Source organism: Helicobacter macacae MIT 99-5501 (assembly GCF_000507845.1).
In the GTDB taxonomy this organism is placed as follows: domain Bacteria; phylum Campylobacterota; class Campylobacteria; order Campylobacterales; family Helicobacteraceae; genus Helicobacter_B; species Helicobacter_B macacae.
In genome coordinates this window covers 343,884-369,883 of the sequence record NZ_KI669455.1, presented here as the reverse complement: position 1 = coordinate 369,883, position 26,000 = coordinate 343,884, and the positions used below count along the sequence as shown (strand labels likewise).

The 26,000-nt window shown below is 40.1% G+C and carries 19 protein-coding genes; 14 read left to right on the top strand and 5 right to left on the bottom strand.

Annotated features, from left to right (window positions below):
* Positions 1-458: 458 nt before the first annotated feature.
* A complete protein-coding gene (locus HMPREF2086_RS09075) occupies positions 459-1,487 on the bottom strand; it encodes a hypothetical protein (RefSeq protein WP_023928512.1) in 1,029 nt (342 codons plus the stop codon).
* A 442-nt stretch (positions 1,488-1,929) separates the two neighbouring features.
* Complete coding sequence (locus HMPREF2086_RS09065) at positions 1,930-5,211, bottom strand: FAD-binding and (Fe-S)-binding domain-containing protein (RefSeq protein WP_023928508.1); 3,282 nt, start codon at positions 5,209-5,211, stop codon at positions 1,930-1,932.
* Between the two features lie 208 nt (positions 5,212-5,419).
* On the opposite strand from HMPREF2086_RS09065, the gene HMPREF2086_RS11015 reads away from it, so the two are divergent.
* The 3 genes from HMPREF2086_RS11015 to HMPREF2086_RS09045 are packed head-to-tail and all read left to right on the top strand — an operon-like array spanning position 5,420 to position 9,410.
* The gene (locus HMPREF2086_RS11015) at positions 5,420-6,754 is read left to right on the top strand and encodes a glycosyltransferase family 9 protein (protein WP_023928507.1); all 1,335 of its coding nucleotides are present in this window, start codon (positions 5,420-5,422) and stop codon (positions 6,752-6,754) included.
* Between the two features lie 59 nt (positions 6,755-6,813).
* Entirely contained in the window at positions 6,814-8,664 is a 1,851-nt protein-coding gene (locus tag HMPREF2086_RS09050; protein ID WP_023928506.1) for a menaquinone biosynthesis decarboxylase, read from the top strand.
* Positions 8,664-9,410: a YigZ family protein gene (locus HMPREF2086_RS09045; RefSeq protein ID WP_023928505.1), complete on the top strand. Its 747-nt coding sequence runs from the start codon at positions 8,664-8,666 to the stop codon at positions 9,408-9,410. The genes HMPREF2086_RS09050 and HMPREF2086_RS09045 overlap by 1 nt, the downstream gene beginning before the upstream one ends.
* Positions 9,411-9,420: 10 nt before the next feature.
* Here the strand turns inward: HMPREF2086_RS09045 and HMPREF2086_RS09040 are convergent, their stop codons facing one another.
* The 3 genes from HMPREF2086_RS09040 to HMPREF2086_RS09030 all read right to left on the bottom strand — a co-directional run bounded on the left by HMPREF2086_RS09040 (position 9,421) and on the right by HMPREF2086_RS09030 (position 11,630).
* The gene (locus tag HMPREF2086_RS09040; RefSeq protein ID WP_023928504.1) at positions 9,421-10,212 is read right to left on the bottom strand and encodes an outer membrane beta-barrel protein; all 792 of its coding nucleotides are present in this window, start codon (positions 10,210-10,212) and stop codon (positions 9,421-9,423) included.
* A gap of 1 nt (position 10,213) precedes the next feature.
* On the bottom strand, positions 10,214-10,564 hold the full coding sequence (locus HMPREF2086_RS09035) for a hypothetical protein (protein ID WP_023928503.1): 351 nt from the start codon (positions 10,562-10,564) through the stop codon (positions 10,214-10,216).
* Positions 10,565-11,246: 682 nt separating this feature from the next.
* A complete protein-coding gene (locus HMPREF2086_RS09030) occupies positions 11,247-11,630 on the bottom strand; it encodes a Rid family detoxifying hydrolase (RefSeq protein WP_023928502.1) in 384 nt (127 codons plus the stop codon).
* Positions 11,631-11,756: 126 nt separating this feature from the next.
* On the opposite strand from HMPREF2086_RS09030, the gene HMPREF2086_RS09025 reads away from it, so the two are divergent.
* The 11 genes from HMPREF2086_RS09025 (at position 11,757) to HMPREF2086_RS08975 (ending at position 25,935) form a co-directional block, all read left to right on the top strand.
* The gene (locus tag HMPREF2086_RS09025; protein WP_023928501.1) at positions 11,757-12,368 is read left to right on the top strand and encodes a hypothetical protein; all 612 of its coding nucleotides are present in this window, start codon (positions 11,757-11,759) and stop codon (positions 12,366-12,368) included.
* Between the two features lie 108 nt (positions 12,369-12,476).
* Positions 12,477-17,834 carry a S6 family peptidase gene (locus tag HMPREF2086_RS09020; protein ID WP_023928499.1) on the top strand — a complete coding sequence of 1,786 codons (5,358 nt, stop codon included), beginning with the start codon at positions 12,477-12,479 and terminating at the stop codon, positions 17,832-17,834.
* 154 nt (positions 17,835-17,988) lie between these two features.
* The gene (bioB, locus tag HMPREF2086_RS09015; protein WP_023928497.1) at positions 17,989-18,939 is read left to right on the top strand and encodes a biotin synthase BioB; all 951 of its coding nucleotides are present in this window, start codon (positions 17,989-17,991) and stop codon (positions 18,937-18,939) included.
* Between the two features lie 347 nt (positions 18,940-19,286).
* Positions 19,287-20,183, top strand: coding sequence for a glycine--tRNA ligase subunit alpha (gene glyQ, locus HMPREF2086_RS09010; protein ID WP_023928496.1), 897 nt, complete (start codon positions 19,287-19,289; stop codon positions 20,181-20,183).
* A 9-nt stretch (positions 20,184-20,192) separates the two neighbouring features.
* Complete coding sequence (locus tag HMPREF2086_RS12200; RefSeq protein WP_023928494.1) at positions 20,193-21,131, top strand: Nif3-like dinuclear metal center hexameric protein; 939 nt, start codon at positions 20,193-20,195, stop codon at positions 21,129-21,131.
* 10 nt (positions 21,132-21,141) lie between these two features.
* Positions 21,142-21,915 (top strand): zinc ribbon domain-containing protein, encoded by a 774-nt coding sequence (locus HMPREF2086_RS09000; RefSeq protein ID WP_023928492.1) that lies wholly within the window; start codon positions 21,142-21,144, stop codon positions 21,913-21,915.
* A 93-nt stretch (positions 21,916-22,008) separates the two neighbouring features.
* Positions 22,009-22,440, top strand: a complete 432-nt coding sequence (locus HMPREF2086_RS08995; RefSeq protein WP_023928490.1) for a hypothetical protein — start codon at positions 22,009-22,011, stop codon at positions 22,438-22,440.
* 96 nt (positions 22,441-22,536) lie between these two features.
* Positions 22,537-23,952: a 3-deoxy-D-manno-octulosonic acid transferase gene (locus HMPREF2086_RS08990; RefSeq protein ID WP_051397679.1), complete on the top strand. Its 1,416-nt coding sequence runs from the start codon at positions 22,537-22,539 to the stop codon at positions 23,950-23,952.
* 27 nt (positions 23,953-23,979) lie between these two features.
* Positions 23,980-24,861 (top strand): RluA family pseudouridine synthase, encoded by an 882-nt coding sequence (locus tag HMPREF2086_RS08985; protein ID WP_023928486.1) that lies wholly within the window; start codon positions 23,980-23,982, stop codon positions 24,859-24,861.
* Positions 24,839-25,510, top strand: coding sequence for a hypothetical protein (locus HMPREF2086_RS08980; RefSeq protein ID WP_187367110.1), 672 nt, complete (start codon positions 24,839-24,841; stop codon positions 25,508-25,510). Before HMPREF2086_RS08985 ends, HMPREF2086_RS08980 begins: the two co-directional genes overlap by 23 nt.
* Positions 25,504-25,935 carry a hypothetical protein gene (locus tag HMPREF2086_RS08975; protein ID WP_023928484.1) on the top strand — a complete coding sequence of 144 codons (432 nt, stop codon included), beginning with the start codon at positions 25,504-25,506 and terminating at the stop codon, positions 25,933-25,935. The genes HMPREF2086_RS08980 and HMPREF2086_RS08975 overlap by 7 nt, the downstream gene beginning before the upstream one ends.
* Positions 25,936-26,000: the final 65 nt, after the last annotated feature.

The following is a 26,000-nucleotide window of genomic DNA, read 5'->3' as shown; positions in this document are numbered from 1 at the left end:
GTATTTTGGAGGGATTTTATAGATTTATTTTATAGTCTTTTTTTGGATTTTTGGAGGGGGTTTTGTTGTGTAAAATCTTATTTTGTAAAAATCTTGCGGAGATTTTGCGCAAAATCACGCTAAAGTTTTGCGCAATTTGTGCTGATTTTGCAAAATATCTTATTTGGGGGTGGTAAGATTTTGGAGGCAATAATTTTTTGTGGTGCTGTGATAGTGGTGCTGTGATAAAAGCCACCACGATTTAAGCCACTTGCGCAAAATCTTTTATCATACATAATGCAAAGTTTTCTAACGCCACACAAAACTGCCTAAAATCTCTTATAAGCCTAAAAGCAAAACTTATCACAAAGCCAAGCCTTGCAACCAAAACATACACAACCAAAAACTACACAACCAGCACGCACAATCCACTATATGAGACAACTAGGGCAAAGATTTTTTACACACGCTTAAAATATTTATTTGCCTAGTGATTTTGGTCTATTTTCTAGCCGCTCCAAAATCGCACAAGTAAGCCTATCGTGCAGCTCCTCACAGCCCTTTTTTGCATAGTATAGACTTCCACTAGACTGCTTAAAACTTAGCACGCTAGCCACCACACCGCAGTAGATTCCATATCCTCTTTCACAGAGATTTTCGCTTATGGCGTGGGCTACTATTATGTATTTTTTGGTTTTTTTAGTTTTTTTGGCACTCACTGCACCTAGACAGCCTAGTGGCTCTCCTAGCTCGCAGGATTTCTCAAATGCTTGTAGTTTTGATTTGCCAAGCAGATATTTATCTGCCAATCTCGCACAATATAGCCCACTTTTTGCATTTGGTGGCTTTGCTTCGCACTCTTTTTGGAGCATTTTTTGAGCTTTTTGGAAATCGTTTGGATTTTCTTGGCTTGAGCAGGCAAGTGCAGAGCCTTTTTGGCAGTGTGGCTTTAGGGATTTTAGCTTGTCCTCTTTTGTTGTTTGGGTGTGGTTTATGGTTGATAAAATCTCACGCTCTTTATCAATCTCTTGGATTTGCTTAGGTGTGTATTTTGGCAAAGATTCCAAAAACATATCAAGCTCTTTTAGTTGCTTTTTTGAGTAGGGAAGTTTTGGGGATTTTTTTTCTTCTTTTGGTGTTTTTTCCTCTTTTTTTTGCTTAGATTCTTGCGCTTGCTTGGATTCTTTTGTTTGCTTTGTTTCTTTTACTTGTTTTGATTCTTGGGATTTGGCTTGCTCATTTTTGGATTTTTTGTTTTTTTGTGTGGTTTTTGTCGCGCTAGGTGTTGTTTGAGATTTTGCTTGAGGTGTTTTTGGCGGTGTAGGTTTTGCGCTTTTGGTGGTAGTAATTCTTTTGGGCGGATTAGTTTTTGCGCTAGATTTTGTATTTGCTTGCGCAAGTGTGCCAAAACCAGCACCAAAATCAGCGCAAAGTATGGGGGATAAAAAGACAAAACATATCACAAATTGCCCAAAAAAAAGTGTAGAAAAAAGAGTGTTTTTTATCATAAATATTGCCCTCTAAAAAGCAATACCAAAAATATAATGCTAGCTTTTTAGCTCTTTTATAGCTGTGTTGAGAGCTAAAATCCCTATAAAAGCTATACCGCAAAAGATAACTCCAAATACCAAAAACTCCATAAAATCTCCTTATTTTTTGATTTTGCCTATATCTTTGCATTTTTTATCTATTGCTTTGTTTATAAAAAACACAATAACAAGCAGAAAAAATAACAACAACAAAGCGCATACAATAAGCCACAAGTCAGTCCTAGTGTAGTTGGTGATACACCAGCCAGAAATAGCTAAAAAAGTGGCTACAACTATCCCTAGCCAAAACCTTAGTATTATCAATCGTTATTTTAGCTCATCTATCTTTGCCATAGTCGCATTCTAGCACACAATATTTGTTTTTGTAGAAATGTGTAGCATAAGTGCTTTGGTTTTAAAATCACTTTGCGCATATATCGGCTAGGTAAATGATATGCCTCCATTCAAAGCCACTTTTTTGGGCTAGCCCGATTTCGCAAGTGCTAGAGCTAGAAAAGCCCATTTTTGCTTCATCAAAGATATAATCACTATGGGAGAGTGGGCTTTGATTTGAGCTTTTTAAGAAATTTGTGCCAAAGTATTTTAGCGCACTCTCATTTAGCTCTGGCGTTATAAATCCTTTATTTCCTGCAAACCCACAGCACTTGACTTGAGAATCGTGGATTATGTCCGCACCGCAAGCTTTGGCTATGCTAAATATACTCTCTTCCCATTTTTGTGATTTTACGCTTAGATTTCTTGTCCCACAAGGTGCGTATAGTGCGACTTTTGGTGGATTTTGCTTGGCGGCTTGGGATAGCGGGACAATCTCCAAATGAGGCAGCAAGCACTCACTTACAAATGCGGGCAAATCATAGAATCTAAGTGGGGTTAGATAATCGCCATTTGCAGATTCTTGCGCTTCAAATTCTTTGATTTTTTTTAGCAATTCTAGCGAGCAAGCCGAGTGGTCGCATACGATTGGCACTCTGCCGTTTTGGCTTGCCTCTCTTAGAGCAAGGTAGGCATTTTTGGCGAGATTTTGGCTTTGCTCTTTGTGATTTTTGTATGCCTTTCCACAGCAGAGATGCTGTATGTTTTGTGGATAGTGCAAGTAGAAGTTTGCCTTTTTGCAAAGGCTTTCAAATACCTCTTGCATCGGTCTATCAAAGATTTTTGTGATATTTGATTCTAGCTCGCTACTAGCGTTTGATTTTGGCGCAAATATGCGATTTAGGCACGAGGTAAAATACACCACCTCTCCATTTAATCTGCCATTTAATCCACCACTTGAGATACCACTGCTAGCTAGACTAGCATATTCCACATTCTCGCATTTATCCTCTAAAAACTTGCTAGCCCATTGTTGTCCCCTGATTTTTTTCTCATTTGGCTTTGGCATAGTCATAGGCAAGATAGGTGTGCCAATAGTGGCATAAAACTTGCGGGTTAGATTTTGCATTTTTTGCGGGGTTAGTAGCTCTTGGAGTGAGTTGCTAAGGCTTGTTAAATGCCGTGCTAGAGTTGTCATAAGCGAGATATTGTGGCTTAGAGAGCTTGCTAGCAGGGCACTTACTCCGCCGTATTTCTTGCTCCATTTTGGGCTAAGCTTTAGGGCGATTTTGGCAGTGTCGATTTCTAGCGGGCAAAGTGTCGCGCACATAGAGCAAGTCGCGCAAGTTTGCACACCTAGATATTTATAAGATTTTTTTAGCTCCTCGTATTGTCGTCTTTGAGAGTTTGTTTTGTTTTTTAGCGATTTTAGTCGCTTGATTTCTCTGCGCAGTGCGATTCGCTGGCGTGGGGTTAGTGTTAGATGTTTGCTGGGGCAGATTTTTTCACAAAATCCACACTCCATACACGCATCAAGGTAATCCTCTAGCACACCTTGCGCGGCGGGCTTTAGGTTTTTTAGGTGGATATTTTTGTCATTTGTGATGATGACATCGGGGTTTATGAGATTGCGAGAATCAAAAATCTGCTTGATTTTTTGGTTGATTTTGTAGGCTTTCTCTCCCCATTCTAGCTCGACAAATGGCGCAACCATTCGCCCTGTGCCGTGCTCTGCTTTTGTGCTACCACCTAGAGAAGCCACCATTTTTGCCAAATCCTCCATAAACCTGCCAAAGCGCGTGATTTCTGCATTATCTTTGAGAAGCGGGGTAATGATAAAATGCACATTGCCACTTAGGGCGTGCCCAAAGATGATTCCCTCATAGCCGTGCTTTGCAAAAAGCTCTTGAGTGTTTTGTATGCCTTTAGCAAAGCTATCTATCTCAAAGCATATATCTTCTGTGATGACAGTTGAACCACTTGGGCGAGATGAAGCAGAGAGAGGGAGGAGGGCTTTGCGGATTTTCCACCACGATTCTTGCTCTGCACTATCAAAGCTAAACTTCACACCAAAAAGGCTTTCTATGGGACTAAGCGCGGAGGTTATCGTAGCGATATTTTTCTCTAGTGCTTCTAGGCAATCCTCTTCAAGCTGCACCAAAATAGCGCAATTCCCACTTTTTACCTTGCTTATCTCGCTAGGCATACCATCTAGGCTTGACGCGCTCATTAGGCAGGCGTAGTCCATTATTTCAGCTGCGCTTACTATACTATCATTACGCGCTAAAATCTTTACTGCTTCACTTGCAAGGGAAAGATTTTCATAAAAAAGCAAAGCACAAGCCTTGTGTGCGTAGTCTTGCACGCACTCATACTCTACGCGTGAGATGAAGCCTAGAGTGCCCTCTGCACCGATAAATATATGATTTAGTATGTCTTTTATGTCGCTAAAATCCACAAGCGCGTTTAGGGCGTATCCTGTGGTGTTTTTGATAGCAAATTTGCGCTTTATCATCTCGCAAAGCTCTTTATCAGCTAAAATCTCTTCTCTCAAGTCAAGCAGGGATTTTACAATATGTGGATAAGCATTGACAAAAGAAGCTAGACTTTCGTCTTGCCTTGCTTCATCGCTTGTATCTAGGACAATGGCATTGCCATTATGCTTGATTTTTTCGCCCCTATCATCTCCATAGTTTTTGCTAGATTTGCTAGTTTTTCTCAAATCGCCCAAAATCACACGAATGGATTTTATGGTTTGGTAGCTGTTTTGCTTCACCCCGCAGCACATTCCGCTAGAATTGTTAGAAAAAATCCCACCGATTAGGGCGTTATTTATCGTAGCTGGGTCTGGTCCTATTTTGCGATTATATGGCTTTAGGGCGGCGTTTGCATCCGAGCCTATGACACCACAATCACACACAATAGAAGTGGGGGCTTTGCTAGAATTTGCATTGTCCTTAAACTTGATTTTGATATTTTTCCAAAACTCATTTGCCACCACTAGCACGCTATCAGAGCACGCCTGCCCACTTAAGCTAGTCCCGCTAGCACGAAATGTAAGCGGGATATTGTATTTTTGGCTTAAGTCATAAAGCCGTGCTATTTCTTCCTCATTTTTTACCCATACTACGAGCTTTGGGATATAGCGATAGCACGAAGCATCGATTCCATAGGCAAATCTGCGCGCATAATCGCTAAAAATACGGTCTCCTAAAAAAACCTTTGCTTCACGCTCAAAAGCTAGATAATCAAAATCTAGCGCGATAGAATCATCATCTGTGTTTGCCCCGCTAGAAAGATTCGCACTGATAGTGCTTTTGTTGTGCAATTGATTTTGTGGTGGGTATTGTGAAAGATGTGCATTACTCATTGCTAACTCCGAATTTTTAGATTTTGTGGATTTGTGGTGGGATTTTTTGCGTTATTTTCTCTTAAAACAGCTTAAATAATGATAAGCCCAAAAATAAATCATCAAAAAAACAAATCATATAAAAGACTAAGCTATAATTTTGAAAAATAGCGCAAATCTTAAAATCAGTGCAAAATAAATAATACAAGCAAAAGCGAGAGTAAAGGCGATGAAAAGAATTGCGATTGTGCGACTAAGTGCGCTAGGCGATGTGATAGTTTCTGCAAGTGTGCTAGGTGGTTTGCGTTTGTTTAGCGCAAACGCACTCTCTCCCAAAGAGGATTTGCAGATTGATTGGTTTGTAGATGAGCGATTTAGCGGGGTTTTGGAGGATTCTCCTTGTGTAGATTGCCTGCATTCGTTGCCCTTTAAAAAGTGGCTAAAATCCCCAATTGGAATCTATAAAATATGGCGATATATGCGTTCTTGTGGGAAATATGATGCTGTCATAGATATGCAGGGCTTGCTTAAATCCGCACTTGTAGGTAAATTTTTGCGTAGTAAAAAATTTATGGGATTTAGCGCACGCGGGTGTAGAGAGGGCATAGCTAGCGTGTTTTATACACATAGGGTGGATATTGCATATCATACAAATATTTTGGTTAGGAATTTTTTGGTGGTGTTTGGGGCTTTTGGAATGGATTTGCACAAGATTCTAAAAAGCATTGGGCTTAGGCTTGATAAGGATTATTTGGAGGATTTGGAGCGTATAGATAGTGCGCTAAAAGCCACAAAAAGCGATAGTGAGGAAAGCATAGAGGGGCTAGAGAGGGTGATTATGAATTTGGGGGCGTTTAAGCGTATGATTGATTTGCGTGGAGAGGGGTTTGGGATAAATGCAAGTAAGTTGATAGATTTTGATGATAAGTTTTTGACACACAAAAAGCACTTAGCACAAAAATACTTCAAAAAATATTGCTCTAAAGGGATAAAAACTTACCAAGAATTTGGGCAAGAATATGTCCAAGATTTTGGCAAGGAATCTAGCTTAGATTCTTGTCCAAAAGAAGTGCTAGAATCAAAAAAATTTCTCTTTGTCCTAGAGGCTTCGATAGAGGAAAAAACCTACCCCATCGATAAATACTGCACGCTTGCTAGAATGCTTCAAAAGCATTATGGAAATATCACTATTTATGTGATTTGGAATGAGGCAGAGGGGAGGGCAAATGAGATGATAAGCCTACTAAAATCAAGGCAAATCTGCTCTGTAAAGCTACCAAAACTTGATTTTAATAACATAAAATTTGTGCTAAAAAATATGGACATAGTCATCGGTGGGGACACAGGGATAGCCCATCTAGCGTGGGCGATATGGCAGCCTTGTAGCATAGCTTTGCTAGGAAATAGCGAAATCTCTAGTGGCAAAAATATGCGACAAACAAGGCTAAAGCGCGTGCTTTTGGGCAATCCTTTTGTGATTAGCCAAAGTGGAGAATTTGAGATTGCTAGCATTGCCCCAGATGCGATATTTGAATGCGTAAAAGCACATTTAGATACAGACTGAAATTTAAGAAAATCTAAGAAATTTTTAAGATTTTATATGCACTTTATTAAGGAGTAAATATGCAGCAAATGGTTGATTTGTTTGCTAAGCACGGCGAGCTAGAAATCATTGATACACCACTTGATATTTATTTGGAGATTCCGCATTTGGCGTATTTGGAAGTCAAAAAAAGTGGTGGTGGCAAGGCATTGCTTTTCACAAATCCTATTGATTCTAAGAGGGGAAATAGCTTTTCTATGCCTGTGTTTATGAATATTTTTGGCTCATTTAAGCGCGTGGAGCTAATCGCTTCAAACCCTCCAGAATCTATCGCAAAAATGATAAAAGAACTGCTAAATCTATCCCCACCAAAAGGCATAAGGGGCATTTTTAGTGCGTTAGCGCGATTTGGTAGGCTCTATTATACTCTGCCAAAAATGACAAAAAACGCACCCGCACAAACCGTGCGATTTCTCGGCAAAGAGGTGGATTTGTATTCTTTGCCGATTCTCACTACTTGGGAGGGAGATGCTGCACCTTTTATCACTATGGGACAGGTTTATACGCAGGATTTGAATGGAAAGAAAAAAAATGTGGGAATGTATCGCTTGCAAGTGCACTCCAAAAACGAGCTTGGGTTGCATTGGCAAGTGCATAAAGATTCTACGCATTTTTTCAATGAATACAAAAAAGCGGGGGAAAAAATGCCCGTGTCTATCGCGCTTGGTGGGGACGCGCTATATACTTGGTGTGGGCAAGCACCACTGCCAAATGGAATCTATGAGCTTATGCTATATGGGCTCATAAAGCGCACTCGCCCCAAAGTCGTGCGCTGCCTTAGTAACCCACTTAGTGTGCCTTCCACTGCAGATATAGTCATAGAGGGGTGGGTAGATACCTCAAGGACAAAAGAGGAGGGACCATTTGGCGACCACACGGGGTTTTATACTCCTATTGAGCATTATCCTGTGCTAAAGGTAAGTGCCATAACGATGAAATCTAAGCCGATATATCCCGCCACAGTGGTTGGCAAGCCACCATTAGAGGATAAGTATATGGGCTATCTTACCGAGCGCGTGTTTTTGCCACTTTTGCAGATGAGTGGTACTAGCGGGCTAGTTGATTATAATATGCCTGAAAATGGCGTGTTTCATAATCTCATTTTGGCAAAAATCGCTCCACAATACTACGGACACGCACGACAGATAATGCACGCGTTTTGGGGTGTGGGACAGATGAGCTTTGTCAAGCACGCGATTTTTGTAGGGCAAGAAGCACCACCACTTGAGGACTACCAAGCACTTTTTGAGTATGTGCTAAATCATTTTAGTTTGGATTCTTTGGTATTTAGCGAGGGAGTGTGTGATGCGCTAGACCACGCAAGCCCTCACTATGCCTATGGAGGAAAGCTAGGGATAGATATAAGCACAAAAGGCTCTAGTAGGGATTTTACACTTCTAGGTAATGAGGAGCTAAAAAATAAAATCCAAAGCATAATGCCTAGCGCACTTCTAGTGCGACAATACGGCACAAACACGCAAAATCCAATAGCCATAATCGGTGTAGAATCTAGCTTTAGTAATGATAAAAATCTACAAGAATGCGTGAGTGTGCTTGCACCACTAAAGCAATATCTAAAAATCGCTATTTTTGTCGATGAGGCAAAAAACGACTTGGATAATGGCTATATGCTACTTTGGAGGATAGTAAATAATATCGATGCAAGGCGTGATATTTGCATTTGCGATGAAGTGGTGTATGTAAATGCGTGTGATAAATTCCACTCGCCCTCTCACCCACGAGAGTGGCCAAAAGAGACAGATTGCACCAAGTCCGTGATAGAATCCCTGCGACAAAAAGGCTTTGAAATCGATGATGAAATGCTACATAAATATCATATTTGCGATTCTAGCAGGACAAAATCTACATAATGCAGACAATAGATTTTAACTCGGATTCTAGCTTAGGTGGATTTTGCGATGATTTTACAAAAACTCCTTTAAGTCTTTATGAAGTCAAAGGCTCAAGGTTTTTGGGGTTTGGCATAAAAGTAATAGCTTCAAATGATGAAGAAAATCTAAACAAAAATGCAAATGAGAAAAACGCGCAATCTAAGCAAGAATCTAAAGAAACAAGAGAATCTAAAGAATCAAGTCCCTTGCAGAATCCTTTGCAAACTTACATAAATGAGCTAAAAAAAGCCCACCCAAAAGCGGTGCATTTTGTCTATGCGTATAGAGTGATAAACTCGCTAGAGCAAGTCATAGAGCGAAGCAGTGATGATGGAGAGCCAAAGGGAAGCTCTGGGCAACCCTGCTTAAATGTTTTGCGCGGATGGGAAATGGTGGATTTTGGGATTATCATTGTGCGATATTTTGGTGGAGTGAAGCTCGGTGTTGGCGGGCTTGTAAGGGCTTATACCAAAGCCACACTTGAAGCACTGCACACGCTAAAATCTAGCCAAAAAATCGTGCAATATGAGCGCAGGGAAATGCTAAATCTAAGTGTGAAATATAGCGAGCTAAGCACACTAAAGCACATACTAAAAGCGCACAATCTCGCCATACAAAAAGAGGAGTTTTTAAGCGAATGCGTAGAGCTAGTCTTGTGCGGCAGTGAAGTGCAAATGAGCGCATTTAACGCGTGGGTAGCAAAAAACAAGCATTTATTTTTATGACATTGACTTACTAAAAATTGTAAATATAGCGGGCGGCTATGCTATATATTTGTTGTATATTACCTTCACTCCAATGTCTAGGAGCAGCCCCCGTTGTACCGCCAGCTTTATGAGAATCGCCAGAATATATATTTGTCTGCAAAAATGGCACTCTACACACTAGCTCTACTCCGTGCTTTTGGGCGATATTTGTGCGCAAACCCACATTTAGCCAAACATCAAAACCACTAAGATGCATACAAGAATAACAACCCAATACTGTTTGAGCATATTTTTCAAAGCTATTTATTGGTAGAGAAGATGTCCCCACACTTTTTCCCCACCAATAATTTCCACCAAGCCCAACACCTAAAAATCCACCAAAATCTATTTTTTCATTGGCGATGAAATTTCCTAGAAAATCTACATTTACTCCGTAGTTTATGTTGCCACCGACTAGCTCTACGCTTTTATTTTCATTGTTTTCAATGGCAGCAAAGCTGTATTTATATTTAAACTCCCCAAGTGAAAAGTGTGTGTTGCTTGCATTGATATAATACCGCAAGCCAATATATGGCGTAAAAAACTGCTTATACCCCACCACAAAGCCATAATTTACACCTCCTCTATTCCTTTTTAGTCCTTCTTCATAGAGAGTCCCAACGCAACCTCCTTGTGGACAATCCTCTCCCTCTCTTTGATGATAAGCCACGCCACCATATCCTATATCAAAGCCCAAAAACCAGCCACTTTTCTCGGCTAGGGCATTTTGAGCAAAGCTAGCAAAGAGCACACTTATAAGGATTCTTTGCATATTTTTCATTTTACTCTCCCTTTATTGTTTTTGTAAGTTCTTGTATTGCTTTGTTTGTCTCATCTTTATTGACACACTCACTAGAATCTTTGATATGATTTAATAAGCAAAGTGCCAAATCCTCTGGCATTATAAACCAGCATTTTATCGTGCCACGCGTAAGCGGGAATCCTAGCGGGTTTGGTTTGCTATCGCTTTCATTTCTGCTTTTGCGCCAACGAACGCCTATGCTTCTACGATTTGGGTAATCTTTATCTTCACCTGATGCGATGAGAAAGTAAGTAGATTCATAAAGCAAAGTAGGCTTATAATCTTTGCTTTCCTTTAGAAATGGGACTATCGTCCCGTGTAAATCATTCATTTTTATCTCCTTTAATTTTTTTTATTTCACTTTTGTGCTTTTTGATAAAGGGATAATGCTACAAAAAAAAAAAAAAACGGATTTTAAATAGAAAATGTTGGCAGATATGTTGAAAGGGAAATATGTAGTAGAAGTGTTGTGAAAATATTTAGAGTAATAAAAAGTAGCTTGGTATTGCGATAGAAAGCGAGGGGATTTTAGCGAGTGTTTGTGGAATTAACATAGTCGCAAGCAAGCCAAAAACCATTAGCGAGTAGCAATAGATTTTGTGGGTTACTTGGGGTTGTTTTTTTGGTAATGAATACAAAGTGGATTGCCACGCTCATTCGCTCGCAATGACGGCGTGGCGAGTTACTACTAACATTAAGCGATTCTCACAAAACAAGCGAAGCGCAGTTTCTTTAGTAATCCAAAAAGAAAAGAAAAAGTAGTAGATTGCCACGAATCGCTAAAAGATTCTCGCAATGACGAAAAAAATGGCGCAAAATGACAAATCAATCATCATTGCTAAAGAAACTTCGCTATTACCCGTCATTGCGAGCAAGTCGCAAGACTTGCGTGGCAATCCATTTTAGTGGCAATCCATTTTTGATTTTGTGAATTTGCAAATGCGAGCAAGTGCTTATACAACGCACACTTCGTTGTGGCTAAAGCCACTGCTTAGCAATGACTTAGTATATGGTTATTTTGTCGCTATACACTCCACTTCGACAAGCGCGTTTTTGGGTAGGGATTTGACACCGATAGTAGTGCGAGCAGGTTTGTGTAAGCCAAATGCTTTTTCATACTCGGCATTAAATGCGCCAAAATCCTCCATATTTGCTAGATAGCAAGTGGTTTTTAGCACTTTATCTAGACTAGAGCCACCCTCACGCAAAATCGCTTCTAGATTTTGCATCACTTGCTTTGTCTGTGCGGTTATGTCGCCATTTACAAATTCTCCATTTGGCTTTAGGGCGATTGCCCCAGAGGTAAAAATAAGCCCATTTTGCAAAGAATCTAGCGCGATTGCTTGTGAGTAGGGGCCGATAGCTTGTGGAGCGTTTTGTGTGCTTATGTGTTTCATTGTTTGCCTTTTTGTAAAGATTGTCGATTTTGGCTAATGCTAAAAATGACATAATTATTATATAATACGCGAATAATTATGTATGGTAAAAATTCTTAAAAACACAAAAAATCAAAAAGGATAAAAATGTCAAAAACAAAGTTTTATTTACAAATCTCACGGCAAATATCGGGCTTTTTTGCACTCATTGCTTTTGTCTGTGCGCCGTTTGGATTGTTTGCACAAAGTGAGCAAATCGTGCTAGGAGAGGGCGAAGTGCTTGTAGAAATGGTGGATTATAAACGCAGTATCATCATCGGCTATATGGTGCTAAAAAATGGCAATATCATCAAAAAAGTGCGATTTAGTCAGCCAAAATCCATAATCCAAGCACCCCAAATTCCAACCCAACAAAATCTCCCAACTCCACAAGTTGAGCAATTCATATCAAATCCACAATCCCTACCAACCCCGCAAAATCTACCAAATGCACAAGCCACGCAAGACGCACAAAGTGAGTATGAAAAACAAGTCTCCCAAACAAAAAAGCAAAAAGCCAAAAAAGAAAAAAGAAGCTGGTTTGCAAGCAAAAAAAAGAAGCCAAAGCATATCACCGCAAATATGATAGATAGTGGCTCTATCCCACAAGAGAGTGGCGCAGAATCCCAAGAGGTAAATTCTGTGTATAAAAATCGCCAATGGGACAAAAAGAAAATCCCACACAATGTAAAAAGCCAAGTGATAAATTTGGGGGATTAGTGTGGATAGGCAGAAATAGCTTTTGTGTGGCAGAGGACGCATAGCGGATAGCTTAGCGTATTTGACATATTTTATTAAAAAATATTAGCCCAAAGAGAGAGAAAAAATATGCACAAAAATACACTTAAGATTTTGTGCTTTTTAAATCTTTTTGCTATTTTTGCGCTTTTTGCACACGCTCAAAGCATAAATATTAGCGATTTTTATTATAGGGATTTTTTGGATTTTGGGCAAAATAAGGGGGCTTTCAAAGAGGGTGCAAGTAGCGCAAATGCAAATGGTGGAAGTGCCAATAGTGGTGGAAGCAGTAAAAAAGGCTTAGAATTTCTAGGCAAAGATAGCTCAAAACTTAGTATTCCACACATTCCAAACTTTTCTGCTTCTAGCAATTATGGCTCTTTGACTTCTGTGGGGAGAGGATTTGTCGCGACAGCAAATCACGTAAGCAGTCCTGAAAGTGCAGATGGATTGCTAGATTGGGGGGTTACAAAATATAGCATTGCAAAGCAATCTGTGGAAAGTAGTGATGGCGAAATAGGTGGCACTTCCAAACTTTATGGCTGGGATACAAAGTTTTTGCGACTTAGTAAATATGTCGTTGAGGGGCAAGCACAAATGCTAGATATTGACAATACGAAAACAAGCAATTCTAATGAAGCAAAAAATTTAGAAAATTTCAAAAAGCAATTAGATGATTTTGGAGATAGCAGTGGCGATATTTATCTCTATCAAGCAGGTAGTGGGATTGTAACGCTACGAGGAACGAGCAATATACAAAGTTTCAACACAAATAGTAGTGGGGAAATGCGCGGTGGTGGATTTGGGACTTTTGGTGGGGCGGATTATTATAATGCTGGGATAGGGTTTTATTATAAGCCGATGAGTGGGTTTTATAATCAAATCACTTCGGGCGATAGCGGTAGTGGAATCTATGTGTATGATGATAAAAACAGCAAATGGATTTTACTTGGCGTTGTCTCAAGGGATAATGGCGCAATATCAGTTGCTTCAAACAAAGATTTTAGAGATTATCAAAGACATTTTGAGCAAGAAATTGATTTGCAAGGCAGAGTTTGGACGCTTAGGGGCAATGATTTGGAGGATAACTCACTATCAAGCAAGACACTACAAGGCAACAAAGACATAATCTTTGGCAGTGGTGGGACAATCCAAGTAGAAAAAGACATTGATAGAACACAAAGTGGCTATGCTGGGGGATTTGTATTTAGAGATTCTGCAAATGAGATAACTTACAAATTTGAAAACAAAAACGGCGAAAATCACTACTTCAAAGGCTCGGGGCTTGACATAGGCAAAAATGTCCGCGTAGAGTGGGCTTTGCGCAATGCTAGTGGCGACTCGCTACACAAAATAGGCAAAGGCGAACTTATCATCAAAACCAACTATACACCAACAAAAGAGGGCGAAAATCTAGGCACACTTAAAATCGGCGAGGGCAAGGTAAGCCTAGATACAAGCAAAAAGGCTTATGAAAATATCTACATCACTAGCGGGAGGGGAGAACTCTCACTTATCCAAGCAGAAGCACTTGGCGCGACAAAAAATAGCAACAATGTCAATGTAACACAAACGGGTGCAAAATCATACACACTATCGCAGGATAAAAACACAAATATGGGCTTTTATTTTGGCATAGGTGGTGGGAAACTTGATTTGGTGGGCAATAGCCTTGTGCTAAACACGATTGTGGCAAATGATAGTGGTGCGATTATCACAAATTCTAGCGCAAAGGCAACGGTTGAGATTGAGGGCTTTGGGTATGATACAAATGGCAACAAAACTGCCACAAAAGAAAATACCATAATCCACGCAAGTGTGGGCAAAGCTGATTCTACAAGTCAAGCAAACCAAACAAATATCGACATTGTGTATAGTGGGGATAGAAGTGCGACAAATTCCCCCTTCCTTGCGGAGGGGGATAGAGGGGGTGGGTCAAATCCTAAAAACGCGAAATCTACCCTCCCCCAAACACCCCTCGTGCTAAGGGAGGAAGCATATCTAATCTTTGATGGTAATATCAACACACAGGGTAAAATGACTATAACTAACGGCAATGTAGCACTTCAAGGGCACGCCACTACTCACGCTACCATTAGCAATGACAAAATCCGTAGCCAAGTGGAAAATGCCGAGAATGGCACTCAAAAGGGAATGCCTAGCTATATGGATTTAAGCAAGCCCTCACACTTAGAGCAGCCTGATTGGGATAATCGCAGTTTTATATTTGGCAGCGGAATCAATCTAGCAAATTCAAATCTCACGCTCGGACGAAATGTGAGCCTAGAATCTAGCATTTCGCTAGATTCTAGCTCTAGCGTGGTATTTGGTGGTGGTGTCTTGCATTTTGTTGATAATTTGGATAGCAAAAATGTCATAGGTAATGGCTTTACCTATCAGCAAAGGGTAGAGAGTGGGAGTATCGGCACAGAGCAAGAAAAAATCGCAAATCACACGATAAGCTATCGCGGCAAGATTAGTGCAAATGGTGGCACGATAAATTCAAGCATTTTGGATTTTAATGCGAGTTTGGATTTGAAAAATAATGCAAAACTTAGGGCAGAATATTTGACTTTGAGCGATAAAGATTCGGTTTCATTAGCAAGTGGTGCAAGTGCAACGATACAAAATCTTATTTTAAAAAATGTGAGTGATATATCCCAAATCTTTCAAAACTCTAGCAGTGGCGAAAAACTTAAGGTAGAAAAATCATTTCGTTTTTATGATGTAAGTAGTTTTGATTTAAGCAAATTAGATTTGGCGCATATTGATAAAAGTGTAAATTACGATATTGTGGGTGTTAAATCTAGCATTACGGGCACGAATAGCACATTAAGCGCAAATGTTTGGCTAGAGGGTGGGAATCTAAGCCTAAAAAGCCTTACGCTAAAAAAGATAGATGATTCAACGATTAAAAATAAAATATATTTGCAGGGTGCTGAAAATAGCATAGCACAGCTAAAAATAAATGATAGCTTAAAAGTTGGCGATACTAATGGCTTGATAGAGGCAGGTTTGTCATTGTGGGATAATAGCATACTTGATACGCCGATGATTGAATTTAATAGCGTAGCAAATGGCACTTTTTTACTTGATAGTAAGGCAGAGATTAAAAACACAGCAAATGCCAACAAAACACAACTTAAAGGGGTAGATTCAACAATAGATATTTATATAGGTGGAAGCAAAGAATTTGACATAAATGCAAGTAGCACGAGCGATAAGCAAACAATAATCACGCTATTTGGCTTTGTGCCAGAGGATAAATCTACTCAAACTACGCCAAATCCGACATTTAGTGGCAAAATCACAGCAAGTGGCACAAGTAAGGTAGAGAGTTTGCTAGATAATATCACTGCAAGTGTGGATTTAAGTGGTAGTGCAAACCTTGTAGCAGAAAATATCACGCTTGATTCTACGCATAATTTGATTTCTATAAGCGATAGTGCAAGACTTAGTGCTGATACAATCACAGCAAAAAGCGTATCAAATCTTACGCTACAACAAAACGGTGGGGTGGCAAATGTTGGAGAATTTATCTTTGATAGTAGCACTACAAATCTAGTAGGAAATCTAATCGGCAGGAATATCAAGCTAAAATCTAGCACAATAAAAACGACAGATTTGACTTTTTGGCACAATGCGACACTTAGCCTTGATAATGATTCAAAACTAGAAGTAAAAAATCTAAATGTAGAAAACACAAATCTTACGCTAGATTTTGCAAACCATAGAGCAAGCGCGGAAAATCTAGCAAATATTACTTTAAGCAATGGTGCAAATCTAGCTATCAATTCGTGGGATTTTGGGAATGCTACAAACTTCAAAAGTGATGAAAAATCTCGCATAGATTTTGCAAATCTAGCCTATACCCAAAGCCCAAACACCGCGCCTAAAAATATCCAATCAAACACCACGATAAGTGGCACGCTTTTGCTTAGCAAAGTCGGTGCAAGTCTAAATAGTAACGATAGATTTGAAACCCTAACTTTCAAAAATCAAAATCTAACTCTTGGGGAAAATTCAAGCATAAGTGTGGCGTTTGATGATAGTGTAAAAAAGGGTGCAAATAACATAACGCTAGATAAATATTTCACACTTATAAGTGCGGGAAGTGTGAGTGATAATAGGGCTGATAAACGCATAGATTTTCGCTTCGCTCAAGGCGCAACGCCACTTTTTGTCGTAAGTAAATTTTATGAAAATAAGCTACTTGTGAAATTTTTGGAATCAAATCCCCGTAGCTTTGCCGAGCTAAGCAAGCATATTTCTAGCACACACACTAAGACACTTCTAGCCCTCACAGAGCATAATCCAAATGATGAAAATATCGACAAAGCTGCTAGCACAGAGGAATACTCCGCGCTAGAATCCACCCTAGCAAGCTATGAGGAGGCTATGCGTGAGATTGCCACACAATCAAGTGGGGAAAACCTAAGCGCGATTTTGCAAAACAATGATTTAAGCATTAAGATGCGGATTTTACAAGTGCGCTCAAAAACGCAAAATCTAGCCACACAAAAGCCACAAAATCTGCAAAAATTAAGGCTTGCCTCTGCTTTGTCATACTCAAGCGCAAACTCCACAAAAGCCACCGCTTACACAAGCCCAAATACCCCACAAAGCGACTATGATGACATATCTTTGCTGCTAGGAGTAGCACCAAAATCACCTCCCACACTTAGCCTAAATCCTTACCAAAATAGCGCGTGGGCTAGCGCACTTGGTGGATATGCGGGCACTTTGGGACTAAATCTAGCATTTTATGGCTCTAGCGTGGGATATGATAGGATAGTTGGTAGCACACTTTTGGGCGTAATGGCTAGCTTTGGTGGCTCACATTTGCTTCAAAAAAAGTCCAAGCAAAGCGGAATCATCGCTGGTGGTGGCGCATATTTGCATACGCATTTTGGCAAAAGTGAATTCCAATCAAGCCTATCTTTTGCATATAGCTCACTAGAATCAAGTGCATTTGGTGATAATATCAAAAGCTCGGTATTTGGGGGATTTTGGAGTAATTATTATAAATACAATATCACACTTATAGATGGAAATATCCTAAAGCCACTAGGCACGATTGGACTAGGGATTAGCAAGGCTAGTGATTGGCGTGGAGCGGAGTTTCGCGGTGGTGGATTTGACGATATGTTTGCTCATATCGGTGCGGGGCTAGAGTATGTGATTTTTGGCAAAAATGGATTTTATACACTTGGGCTTGTAGGAGTGCAAAAGCTACATTCTCAAGCAAAAGCACAAGTAAGCTTTGCAAACGCTAGCACGATGCTAGATTTTGTGGTAAATAACAACGCCTTTGAAGTGCAAGGCTACTTCATCGGCTCACACACCATAAAAGAGCGTCTAAACATAGAATACGCAATCCATATAAATGGCGATACTCGCAGATACTATGGCACAAAGGGAAGCGTGGGATTTCGCTATGCTTTTTAGAATCCCTGCGATGATGTTGCAAACCACTAGCGATAAAAATGCAAAGTCAAAAATATCTCAAAACATATAAGCCTACTAAAGAGTGAAATCTCGCTATAATTCTGCCTTAAGTTTTGCACAAAAAAGATTTTAGATTTTATTTGAAAGGATTGCTATGTCTTATACTTTTTCTCAAGCAAAAGAGATTTTTTACAAGCCTTTTATGGAGCTACTTTATGAAGCGCACAAAATCCACCTAGAGCACTTCAGTCCAAGCGTCATTCAAACAAGCACTCTGCTAAGCATAAAGACAGGTGCGTGTAGTGAGAACTGCGCTTATTGTGCACAGTCAAGCCACTACAAAACAGGCGTAGCAAAAGAAAAATTTATGGATAGAGAGGAAATCATCTCGCTTGCAAAGCAAGCCAAACAAGCAGGAAGCTCAAGATTTTGTATGGGGGCAAGTGGGAGAAGCCCAAGTGAAGAGGAGCTAGAGGAAGTCTGCCAAATCGTGCGTGAAATCAAAGAGCTAGGACTAGAAACCTGCGCTACTTTGGGGCTACTCTCAAGCAAGCAGGCAAGCAAGCTAAAAGAAGCTGGGCTAGATTTTTATAATCACAATGTCGATACTTCGCAGGAATTTTACAGTCAAATCATCTCTACGCGCTCATTTGAGGATAGGCTAGGCACGCTAAAAAATGTCCGCGAAGCAGGGCTAAAGCTATGTGTGGGTGGCATACTTGGTATGGGAGAAAGCAATGATGATAGAATCAAAATGCTACTTTTGCTTTCCCAGCTAGAAACCCCACCTGAATCCGTGCCGATAAATCAGCTAGTAAAAATCCCTGGCACACCTCTAGCAGACACGCCCGAAGTGGATAAATTTGACTTTGTCCGCACTATCGCTTTGGCTAGAATCCTTATGCCAACTTCTTATGTGCGACTATCTGCGGGGCGAAAGGCGATGAGTGAGGAACTACAAGCGTTGTGCTTTTTTGCGGGTGCAAACTCGGTGTTTTATGGGGACAAACTCCTAACTGCAGCAAATGCCACACCAAGCAATGATGATATGCTTTTTGAAAGGCTTAATTTGCAAAGAGAGGAGTTTCTAGAGATGAAAGCATAGGCTTGATAAGTGTGGCTATATATTTAGGTGTAGCAAAATCTAGCTTAAGTGATTTTGTTTTGAAGCACTACAAAGGCTTTGAGCGCGAAATAAAAAAATGTTTCAAATGAAGTTTTTAGAGAAGCACCTCGTTTGCTATTACACTTCTTTGAATCGTGCTTGTGATGATAGATAGCAAAAATTAAGCATTTTTGCTATACAATACTATTTTTTGACTATCTTTTGCTCGTTGCGTTTGGATTTGTCGTATTTGGGCGTGTCATATTTGCGTATCATATTTTGTTTGCACCACTAGCATAGTAAGCGCAAAAAATCTAAAATCCACAAACTTCACTTAAGGATAATTCGTGCAAAGTTTTTCAGATATTTTACTAGCATTGCAAGACTTTTGGAAAAGGCAAGGTTGCGTGATTTTGCAACCCTATGATATTCCTGCTGGAGCTGGGACTTTTCACCCTGCGACACTTTTGCGCAGCCTAGATTCTAGGCCGTGGAGTGTGGCTTATGTCGCTCCATCTCGCCGTCCCACAGATGGACGCTATGGGGAGAATCCAAACCGATTGGGCAGCTACTATCAATTTCAAGTGCTTATAAAACCAAGCCCTAGCAATATCCAAGAGCTGTATTTGGACTCGCTAAGCACGCTAGGCATTGATAGGACAAAGCACGACATTCGATTTATTGAGGATAATTGGGAATCTCCCACACTTGGTGCGTGGGGGCTAGGCTGGGAAGTGTGGCTAGATGGTATGGAGGTTACGCAATTTACTTATTTTCAGCAAGTGGGTGGGTTGCCCTGTGAGCCTGTCGCGGTAGAAATCACTTATGGTGTGGAGCGATTAGCTATGTATATCCAAGAGGTAGAATCTATCTTTGATATTGCGTGGAATTGTGAGGGTGCAAGCTATGCTGATGTGCATTTGCAAGGCGAGTATGAGTTCTCACGCTATCATTTTGAGGTGGCAGATAGTGCTATGCTTTTTAGCTCGTTTGATAGCGCACAAGGTGAGGCTAAGAGGTGCTTGGAGGCTAAGCTACCCTTGCCTGCTTATGACTTTGTGATGCTTTCAAGCCATTATTTCAATATCCTTGATGCACGCAAGGCGATTTCTGTGGCGCAAAGACAAAACTATATCCTAAAAATCCGTGAGCTAGCAAAAGCGTGCGCAATGCTATATAAAGAGCAAGAGGGCGAGCGCGAAGAAAGACTAGCGCAAGCAAAATCTAGCACAAAAAATCTCTAAAGACATAAAATGACAAAAACAAAACCACTAGCGCAAGCCAAAATCAAACCTAGTAAAATCTCGCTTGACAAAGCCCCGCTTGGCGAAATATCACTTGGGGAAGTCTATGAGATTTTGGATAGTATTAGCCCATTTAGCTTGCAAGAGTCTTGGGATAATAGCGGGATAAATCTAGGACATTCTAGCCAAAAAATCACACAAATCTTTCTCGCACTTGAAGCAGATTTGCAAATCGCACAAAATCTACCTCCAAATAGCTTGCTTATCACTCATCACCCGCTTATATTTTCCCCGCTTAAGTCATTTGACCCCACAGACTATCCTGCCAAAATCCTGCAAATCCTTATCCAAAAAAACTGCGCCCTAATCGCGATGCACACAAACTTTGATAAAACACATTTAAATGAATATTTTGCAAAAGAGATTTTGGGATTTGACTCACCCTCTTTGTGTAGCGATAATCTTAGTAGGTTTTGTGCTTTGCCACCCACTCCCATAGCCTCCCTAGCCCAAAGGGTAAAATCTAGCCTATCTCTAAAATCCCTCACTTACAGCGCACCAAATGAGGATTTTTTAGTCTCTCAAGTGTATTTTGTCTGCGGAAGCGGGGCTAGCTTTTGGCACAAAATCGCACAAGGACAAATAAGCCAAATACCACAAGAAAAAGAAGCAAAAGATGAGAAGTCTTCGCAAGCAAATTCTACCACCACTAGAGGAGGCGTAGCAGAGCAAAACACTAAGGGCGGAATCTGCCTAATTACTAGCGATATAAAATACCACGATGCAATGAGCGCAAAATGTGCCAATATCGCGCTTATTGACGCTACACATTACGCTAGTGAGCGACATTTTGCTCCTCTCTTGCACAATAATTTGCACAATAATTTGCAAATTAAGCACCTTAATTGTATAATGCTTGAGAATTTTTCCCCATTTTCTTACATTTGAAAGGAACACGATGAACAAAAATCTAACACAGCTTATCGCTATCGCTCAAATCGATAAAGAAGCAGACGCACTAGACCCTGTAATGCAAGATAAACAATCTGTGCTTGACAAACTCCTAGCCCAAAAAGCAAAGCAAGAAGCTAGACTTCGCGCACTAGATGAAATGCAAGAAGAAGCTAGGCTTACTATTGCGCGAAATGAGGGCATTATCCAAGCTAATTCCCAAAAAATCGAGGACATTCAGCAACGACTAATCGAGCCTCGCTCTGATAGAGAAGCGCGGACTTTGAGTATAGAGGAGGATTTGGCAAAGGAGCAGATTCGACACTCCAATAACGAAATCACTAGACTAAATAAAGAGCTAGAATCTAGAGATGCGCAGATAAGCGAGATAAATAGCGAGATTGAGACGCTTAAGACAAGTATCCAAACAACTAAAGAAATCTGTGAGAAAGAAATCTCTCAAATCAAAGCCCAACAACAAGAGATTTTTAAGAAAAAAGAAGTCTTTATCGCTGCTATTGACAATAAAGTCATCACATTTTATGAGAAAATCCGCCGATGGGCAAAAAACACAAGCGTAGTCCCTGTCAAAAAGCAGGCTTGCGGTGGTTGCTTTATCCGCTTAAATGACAAACTTTACTCTGATATTTTGCAAAGTAGTGAGATTATCAGCTGTCCGCATTGTGGGAGAATCCTCTATATCACACAAGATAGTGCTCTAGAGCCCACAGAGCCAAAAGAGAAAAAATCAAAAGGGACGAAAAAAGAAAAAGAAGCCTAAAAGGGCAGAGATTAGGCACAAGATAAGCAAAATCAAGTCAAAAATCATAAAATACTTTAAGGCGTGCTAGATTTCTAAATTAAAGGGATAGCGATGAGTTTTTTGCGACTTATAGGCTATGTCATCATTGTTATCGTGTTTAATCTAGCGGGGCTTGTGTTTGTGTGTTTTTTGGAGTCTAGGCGTGTGCAGCGTGAGGGTGGTAGCAGTTTTTTAGCAAGTCTATGGCACGCATTGGTTGGCTTACTAAAATTTATCATCGCCATAGCACTTATTGCCATAGCGATTTACTCATTTAAATATTGGAATAGCACAGAATCAAAAGACGCAAAGCCCACGCAAGCAAGTAAATCCACACAAAAGCCAAAACCTGCACAAAAATCAAATAAAGAAAATAAAACTCCACTTGACCCGCTTGAGAAGCTAAGCTCAAGCGAGCTTAGAGCTATGTGGGAAATAAACGCGCACGACCCAGAACTACGACAAAAAATCGATAATATTCTAAATAATAGAGCAAGAAAATAAGTAAAAAAAATGACAGGAAAATAAGTAGCAAAAGAAGTAAATCCAGACTTTTACTACTTTTAGACAAGCTAAAATCCAATCGCTAAGGGGTGTAAATTGCGTTTTATCTACTTTGTTGCTTGCTTTAGTTTATATATCATAAGCCTACCTCTACTTGTCATTACAAGTTTTAAACACAAGCATAGAGTATCGATTCCGCGTAGATTTTTTCCATTTGTATTCCCGCTCTTGCGTGCTTTTGGCAAAAAAACATATAGTGGATTTTGCAAGGATTTCTCTCCACAAATGTGGCTACACGCCTGCTCTTATGGCGAAGTAAAATCCCTGCAATTTATTATGTCGCATCTTTTAGACACAAATCAAGCGCAAAGTAAAGATTTCGCACAAAGCAAACAAAAAGATTCTAAGGATTGTGCCCAGCCTTTGCCAAGCCTATCAAACTCAATGCACTTGCCACATTCCCAAAACTCCCCACATCCCCCAAGCCCGACAATCTCGCCACACAAAAACTTGCAAATCCTGCTTACCACCATAACGCACACAGGCTACACCCTAGCAAAAGAAACTTATGCTGGCTACCCAAATGTCCGTGTGGAGTTTTTGCCTTTTGAAATCTTTTTGCCCTTTTATGCCAAGCGATTTTTTATTGATTCTAGCAAAATCTCTTGCCTAAAGCTACTTTGCGTATTTGAAGCTGAACTATGGCTAGGACTTTTTTCTCTAGCCAAATGCCTAAACTCCCACACAATGCTACTAAATGCTAGAATCTCATCTCGCTCCTACCCTCGTTATAAACGATTTAGCTTTTTTTATCGCCATATCTTTGCCCTTGTTGATAGTGTATTTGCTCAAAGCGATGAGGACAAATCCCGCTTAGAATCGCTAGGGGCGAAAAATATCCAAGCCATAGGAAATCTAAAGGCATATAATCCACCTACTATTACCAAAAATTATGACAAGCCAAAAGGCACTCTATTTCTCGCAGCCTCCACGCATAATGGCGAAGAAGAGCTTATCATTGATGCCTTTTTATCTGCCTTTGGCAAAGAGCGTTTTGGCAAAAAAGGTGATATATTTTTAGCCATTATCCCGCGACACCCAGAGCGATTTGGCGAAGTGGCAAAACTCATAGAATCCAAAAATCTAGCTTTTTCCTGCCTATCTCAAGGCTGTGAAAAGGCTTTTTGTGAAAGAATCTTGCTTATTGACACGCTAGGCGAGCTTAACAACTTCTATGCCATAGCAGATATAAGCATTTTGGGTGGTAGCTTTGCCAAAGAGGGTGGGCACAATCCCCTAGAACCAGCGCATTTCCAAAATGTGCTAATAAGTGGTGAGCATATTTTCAATCAAAAAGCACTTTTTGCTATGGTGCAAAATGCCTATATCATCAAGCAAGATGAGTTAGAATCTACCCTAAAAAACTACAAAAATCTAGCCAAAAGCTACATTGATAGCACGCACTCAAATTTGCCTCAACTGCTAGAATCTATTGATAAACATTTGGCATAGACATTAAAAAATCTTAAAGACAAAAAAATGCAAAAATCAAAACACACAAAAATAAAAAAAGCACAGCCCAAAAAAACACCCAAAGCCCCCAAAAAAACCCAAAATGCCACAACAAACAAAATAGCTAATACAAATCAATCCACCCAAAAAGCCTACAAACTCCTAAGCGAAAGCCTTAGCATTTCGCATAGCAAAGCAAAATCCCTAATCGATAGAGGGCTTGTAAGTGCTGATGGCAAAAAACTAACGCTAGCTAGAGTCCCCCTGCCAAAAGGCGTAAGATTTAGCATAAGGCAAGTCCAAGAAGTGCGGATTATCCACAAAGATGAGGATATAATGTGTGTGGATAAACCTGCGTTTATGGATAGCTATGAGGTAGAGAGAGAGTGCCAAGATAAGCAAGGCAAAGAATGGAAGCTACTCCATAGGCTAGATAAAGAAACAAGTGGTTGCTTGCTGCTAGTCAAGGAAAATAGTGATTTTGCCAAAAAGGCATTAGATGAGTTTGTCAAAAATCGTGTCTATAAACTTTATAATGCCCTAGTGAGTGGAATCATAAATGATGAGCAAGAAATCTCCCTGCCACTGCTTATCCACAAAGGCAAATCTGCAAAAACAATAGCTATCTCACAAAGCGCGGCGCAAAAAGCAAAAAACGCAAAATCTGCCACCACGCACATAGCACCCAGATTTATTCAAGGCAAAAAAACTCTCCTAGATGTGAGAATCCTAACAGGGCGCACTCATCAAATCCGCGCACACCTACAAGCCATAGGACACCCACTCATAGGCGACACGCTCTATGGCGGGCTAAATGCTTCAAGACTTATGCTTCACGCAAGTGAGATAAGGATTTTTGAATATGTTTTTACCTCAAAGTTGCCTAGTGAATTTGACTTTAGAAGCTAGCTTTGAGGGGCTAGAGCGTTGCTTAGAGCAGCTTTTGGGGCAAATATTTGGGCGAGAGGGAAGCCTAAAAAGAGATGATACATATCAGCTACTTTGGGAGCTAGGAAGCAATGTGCTAAAATATGGCATAAAAACAAAACCTAGCGCAAAAATAGACATAAATTCTAGCAAAAAATATGGCAAGAATCTTATCGCTAAATCTAGGCAAAATCTAGATTCTACCAAAATCTATATGCGAGCATTTGTCTGCGATGAGTTTATACAAATATCGCTACACTATCTTGTAGGCAAAAATCTAGCAAGCCTAAAAAGTAGCCAAAATAACAATGCCTTAGCCACAATCTTAGCCCCGATACAAATGCTACAAGTCCCACGAGTGTATGCCTTGCACTATGATGAGCTAAAATCTGCCAAAAATCTGCCTACAAAAAATTTATCTGCAAAGAAGCTGCCTGCCAAAAATCTATCAGCAAAATCAAACGACTTAGATTGCCAAAATCTCTTAGGCAACAAAGTCATTGCCTATCTTGTGGATAAAATCTGCTATGATACGCCCAAAATCTTTTTGCCAAACGCGAGAGAGCGGACACTGCGCGTAAGGCTAAAGCCCCTAAATCCAAAAATAACCAAAGGAACAAACGCGTGGTAAGTGTCGTGCTAAAAGATGAGAGGCTTTATATCTGCTGGGTGGGGAGAGTAAAGACAAATGAGGAATTTTTGCTTTTCAAATCCCAAGTCAATGGTGCGCTTGAAAAATTTATCGACAATCCACACACCCCGCCGATGCCAAAAAGCAAAGATAGCATAAAAAAAGACACTCAACCCCAAAATATCCAAAAATACAACTCTTTTAGACTTATGCTTGTGGATGCATATCCGTTTAACACCCACGCGCTAGGCTTTATCCTAAAGCTAAAGCAAAACAACAAATACGAGTTTGAAATCGCTACTGACCACTATCGCTTGCTAAGTATGCTAGAAAATATTGAGTTTGACAAAATCTTTGCTATTAGCATTGATAGCGACCCTAGACTTACCACAAAGGGCAAAGTCCTAGATTCTGTGATGAGCTAGATAAAATCTAGCCAAAAATATAAAAACACAAAATCAATAATCTAGCAAATCACATTTGCAATTCA

Coding starts and splice junctions, on each gene's coding strand:
- HMPREF2086_RS09035 (WP_023928503.1), bottom strand. CDS start 10,564: ATGAATGATTTACACGGGACGATAGTCCCATTTCTAAAGGAAAGCAAA.
- HMPREF2086_RS09075 (WP_023928512.1), bottom strand. CDS start 1,487: ATGATAAAAAACACTCTTTTTTCTACACTTTTTTTTGGGCAATTTGTG.
- HMPREF2086_RS09000 (WP_023928492.1), top strand. CDS start 21,142: ATGAACAAAAATCTAACACAGCTTATCGCTATCGCTCAAATCGATAAA.
- HMPREF2086_RS09045 (WP_023928505.1), top strand. CDS start 8,664: ATGCAGACAATAGATTTTAACTCGGATTCTAGCTTAGGTGGATTTTGC.
- HMPREF2086_RS09020 (WP_023928499.1), top strand. CDS start 12,477: ATGCACAAAAATACACTTAAGATTTTGTGCTTTTTAAATCTTTTTGCT.
- HMPREF2086_RS11015 (WP_023928507.1), top strand. CDS start 5,420: ATGAAAAGAATTGCGATTGTGCGACTAAGTGCGCTAGGCGATGTGATA.
- HMPREF2086_RS09030 (WP_023928502.1), bottom strand. CDS start 11,630: ATGAAACACATAAGCACACAAAACGCTCCACAAGCTATCGGCCCCTAC.
- HMPREF2086_RS09065 (WP_023928508.1), bottom strand. CDS start 5,211: ATGAGTAATGCACATCTTTCACAATACCCACCACAAAATCAATTGCAC.
- HMPREF2086_RS09025 (WP_023928501.1), top strand. CDS start 11,757: ATGTCAAAAACAAAGTTTTATTTACAAATCTCACGGCAAATATCGGGC.
- HMPREF2086_RS09050 (WP_023928506.1), top strand. CDS start 6,814: ATGCAGCAAATGGTTGATTTGTTTGCTAAGCACGGCGAGCTAGAAATC.
- bioB (WP_023928497.1), top strand. CDS start 17,989: ATGTCTTATACTTTTTCTCAAGCAAAAGAGATTTTTTACAAGCCTTTT.
- HMPREF2086_RS08995 (WP_023928490.1), top strand. CDS start 22,009: ATGAGTTTTTTGCGACTTATAGGCTATGTCATCATTGTTATCGTGTTT.
- HMPREF2086_RS09040 (WP_023928504.1), bottom strand. CDS start 10,212: ATGAAAAATATGCAAAGAATCCTTATAAGTGTGCTCTTTGCTAGCTTT.
- HMPREF2086_RS12200 (WP_023928494.1), top strand. CDS start 20,193: ATGACAAAAACAAAACCACTAGCGCAAGCCAAAATCAAACCTAGTAAA.
- HMPREF2086_RS08985 (WP_023928486.1), top strand. CDS start 23,980: ATGCAAAAATCAAAACACACAAAAATAAAAAAAGCACAGCCCAAAAAA.